General features: G+C 72.7%; 3 protein-coding genes. All 3 read right to left on the bottom strand.

Translation table 11 applies throughout. From position 1 onward, the window contains the following. Positions 1-171: 171 nt before the first annotated feature. Genes ACFV8T_RS41055 through ACFV8T_RS41045 form a run of 3 tightly spaced genes read right to left on the bottom strand, consistent with a single transcriptional unit; the run spans position 172 to position 3,451 of the window. The gene (locus ACFV8T_RS41055; protein ID WP_385337811.1) at positions 172-1,302 is read right to left on the bottom strand and encodes an acyl-CoA dehydrogenase family protein; all 1,131 of its coding nucleotides are present in this window, start codon (positions 1,300-1,302) and stop codon (positions 172-174) included. After that, on the bottom strand, positions 1,299-2,486 hold the full coding sequence (locus ACFV8T_RS41050; RefSeq protein ID WP_385337808.1) for an acyl-CoA dehydrogenase family protein: 1,188 nt from the start codon (positions 2,484-2,486) through the stop codon (positions 1,299-1,301). Before ACFV8T_RS41050 ends, ACFV8T_RS41055 begins: the two co-directional genes overlap by 4 nt. Beyond that, on the bottom strand, positions 2,483-3,451 hold the full coding sequence (locus ACFV8T_RS41045; protein ID WP_385337805.1) for an NADPH:quinone oxidoreductase family protein: 969 nt from the start codon (positions 3,449-3,451) through the stop codon (positions 2,483-2,485). The genes ACFV8T_RS41050 and ACFV8T_RS41045 overlap by 4 nt, the downstream gene beginning before the upstream one ends. Positions 3,452-3,615: the final 164 nt, after the last annotated feature.

The following is a 3,615-nucleotide window of genomic DNA, read 5'->3' as shown; positions in this document are numbered from 1 at the left end:
GACACCCCTCTGAGGAAAGAGGAGGTGTTGTGGAAAACCCAGCAAAAGGAAAAAGGGGGAAGGGGGGTCCCTGATCCCCCGCCGGTGGGGGAGATGGGGGAGGGGGGGCGCTCTTACACCCCCCTCCGCTCCCAAGTCCCGCATCCACGCGGGCCGTTCCTCTCTCCCTCGCTACGGCGCGGGCAGCTCCACGAGTTCGGCAATGGTCTCGCGGTGCCGCCCGGCCGTGCCGTACGCGATCGAGTCGGCCTTGGCGCGCTTGAGATACAGGTGCGCCGGATGCTCCCAGGTCATGCCGATCCCACCGTGCAGCTGGACGCACTCCTCCGCGGCGTGCACGGCGACCTCGGAGCAGTACGCCTGCGCGACGGCCACCGCTAACCGCGTGTCCGGGCTGCCGGTCGCGAGGGCGTCCGCGGCGTTCCGCGCGGCGGCGCGGGCCGAAACGACCTCCAGCCAGAGCTGCGCCATACGGTGCTTGAGCGCCTGGAACGAGCCGACCGGCCGGTTGAACTGGTGACGTTCACGGGTGTACCGGACCGTTTCGGTCAGGCACCACTCGGCGATTCCGAGCTGTTCGGAGGCGAGCAGTCCGGCGCCCGCCAGCAGGCCCCGGCGCACGGCGGCGACCGCGGAGGCACCGTCGGCCAGCCGGGTCCCGGCAGCCCCGGAGAGGGTGACGGTGGCGAGCGGGCGAGTCAGGTCGAGCGGTACGAGCGGCTCGACGGCGACGCCTTCGGCACCGGTGTCGACCGCGTACAGGCCGTCGGTCGTCGGCACCAGCAGCACATCGGCGGTGGTGGCGTCGGCGACGCCGGTCACCGTCCCCGCCACCCGTCCGGCCACCACACCGGCCGGCTGAGCGGCGTCGGGCGCCGGAGCGGCGAACGGCACGGCGAGCGCCGCTACCCTGCGGCCCGCGGCAAGGTCGCCGAGGAGCGCGGCAACCGGCCCGTCGGGCGCGCCCAGCGCGAGGAGCGTCTCCGTGGCGACGACCGCACTGGTCAGATAGGGCGAGGGCGTCACACCGCGGCCCAGCTCCTCCAGCACCACCGCGGCCTCACGATGACCCGCGCCCTGCCCGCCGAACTCCTCGGGCACCAGCAGCCCCGCGGTACCGATGTCGGCGGCTAGGGCCTTCCAGAGCCGCGGGTCGTACGGGGTGTCGGACTCGACGCGGGCGAGTACCGACGGCGCGTCGCTCCGGTCGGCGAGCAGCGAACGCACCGCTGCCCGCAGATCCTCCTCCGCCTCCGAGTACAGCAGATCGGGTTCGTGGTTCTCTTCGGTCGGTGCGGTCATCGGGCCAGGTCCTTCCAGGCGACGTCCTTGTCGTTGCGCGGCTCGGCGGGCAGGCCGAGGACGCGCTCGGCGACGATGTTGAGCAGCACCTCGCTGGTGCCGCCCTCGATGGAGTTGCCCTTGGAGCGGAGGTAGCGGTAGCCGGCGTCCCGCCCGGTGAAGTCGACGAGTTCGGGCCGGCGCATGGTCCAGTCGCCGTACAACAGCCCTTCCTGGCCGAGCAGTTCGACTTCCAGCCCGCTGATCTCCTGGTTGAGCCGGGCGAAGGCGAGCTTCATTCCGGAGCCTTCGGGGCCGGGCTGTCCGGCAACGAGCTGCTGACGCAGCCGGGTGCCGGTGAGCCTGGCCACCTCGGCCTCCACCCAGAGGGTCAGCAGGCGCCGGTGGAGGTCGTGGGTGCGCAGTTCCGGACGGTCGCGCCAGGTGCGGGCGACCGGGCCGATCATGCCGCCCTCGCGCGGGATCCGTGCCCCGCCGATGGAGACCCGCTCGTTCATCAGCGTGGTCTGCGCGACCTTCCAGCCCTCGCCGACCGGGCCGAGGCGCCTGCTGTCGGGGATGCGTACGCCGGTCAGGAAGACCTCGTTGAACTCGGCCTCGCCGGTGATCTGGCGCAGCGGCCGCACCTCGACGCCCGGGTCGGTCATGTCGCAGATGAAGTAGCTGATGCCGCGGTGCTTGGGCCGGTCGGGGTCGGTGCGGGCGATGAGGATCGCCCAGCGGGCCAGGTGGGCGCTGGACGTCCAGACCTTCTGCCCGTCGACCACCCAGTCCTCGCCGTCACGGACGGCGCGGGTGCCGAGGGCCGCGAGGTCGGAGCCCGCGCCCGGTTCGCTGAAGAGCTGGCACCAGACCTCCTCGCCGACCCAGAGCGGCCGCAGGAAGCGCTGTTTCTGCTCGTCGGTGCCGTAGCCGAGGATGGTGGGGGCGGCCATGCCGAGGCCGATCCCGATCCGGCGCGGGTCGTTGTCGGGGGCGCCCGCCGCGGCGAGTTCGGCGTCGACGACGGGTTGCAGGGAGCGCGGGGCGTCGAGGCCGCCGAGGCCGGCCGGGTAGTGCACCCAGGCCAGTCCGGCGTCGAAGCGGGCCTGGAGGAATTCGGTGCGGCCGGTGGTGGCCGGGGGGTGTGCGGCGAGCAGGTCCTGGGTGCGGCGGCGGAGCTCGGCCGCGTCGGGTGCGGTCATCGGGCGGCTCCTGACGGGAGGACGACGATCCGGCCGGTGCTGGTGCCGTCGGCGACCCGCTGGACGGCGTCGGCGGCCCCGGCGAGCCCGACGCGTTCACTGATCAGCGGCTTGACGGCGCCCTGGGCGGCGAGCCGGGTGAGCTCGTCGTGGCAGGCGCGGACGGCGGCCGGGTCCTTGGTGTTGTACAGGCCCCAGTGGAGTCCGACGATCGAGTAGTTCTTGACGAGGGCGTGGTTCAACGCCGGGGTGGGGATGACACCGCTCGCGAAGCCGACGACGACCACCCGGCCCTCGAAGGCGACGCACTTCACGGACTTGGCGTAGGCGTCGCCGCCGACCGGGTCGTAGACCACGTCGGCGCCGCGTCCGCCGGTGGCTTCCTTGACCGCGGCGACGATGTCCTCGCTGTGGCGGTCGACGACCAGGTCACAGCCGAGCCCGGCGGCGGTCCTGGCCTTGTCGGGGCCTGCGACCACACCGATGACGGTGGCTCCGGCGGCCTTGCCGAGCTGGACGGCGGCGCTGCCGACCCCGCCGGCCGCCGCGTGGACCAGGAGCGTCTCGCCCGCCCGGAGGTGCGCCCTGCGGTGCAGGCCGAACCAGCCGGTCTGGTAGCCGATGTGCAGGGCGGCGGCCTCGGCGTCGTCCAGGGTGTCCGGGGCGGGCAGCAGCGCCGCCTCGTCCGCGACGACGTATTCGGCGAATCCACCGTTCGGCAGGGCGGGGGTGGCGAGCACCCGCCGCCCGTCCGCCGTCCTGCCGCAGATCTCCACGCCGGGGGTGAAGGGCAGCGGCGGCCTCACCTGGTACTGGCCTCGGCAGAGCAGCGCGTCGGGGAAGTTGATGTTCGCCGCGAGCACCTCGATGAGCACCTGCCCGTCGCCGGGCGTGGGCCTGTCCGTCTCCTCCAGCCGCATCACCTCGCTCGGCTCGCCGTTCCGGTGCACTCGCCATGCCTGCATGAGGGGCCTCCACAACACTGTCGGCATTACCACTGCTCCGGCGCATACTAAGCGGTCGCTTGCCACTCTGGGAACAACCCGCGCCACCGGTTTCGGCCGGACCCGGACATGGGTGCGCCCGGGTCGCAGAAAAAGGGGAGTTCGTTCCTAACCGGCGTTGGGCG

This window comes from Streptomyces sp. NPDC059832 (assembly GCF_042731715.1).
In the GTDB taxonomy this organism is placed as follows: domain Bacteria; phylum Actinomycetota; class Actinomycetes; order Streptomycetales; family Streptomycetaceae; genus Streptomyces.
The sequence above is the reverse complement of the archived record's forward strand: the minus strand, read 5'-3'. Positions and strand labels throughout refer to the sequence as shown.

Coding starts and splice junctions, on each gene's coding strand:
- ACFV8T_RS41055 (WP_385337811.1), bottom strand. CDS start 1,302: ATGACCGCACCGACCGAAGAGAACCACGAACCCGATCTGCTGTACTCG.
- ACFV8T_RS41050 (WP_385337808.1), bottom strand. CDS start 2,486: ATGACCGCACCCGACGCGGCCGAGCTCCGCCGCCGCACCCAGGACCTG.
- ACFV8T_RS41045 (WP_385337805.1), bottom strand. CDS start 3,451: ATGCAGGCATGGCGAGTGCACCGGAACGGCGAGCCGAGCGAGGTGATG.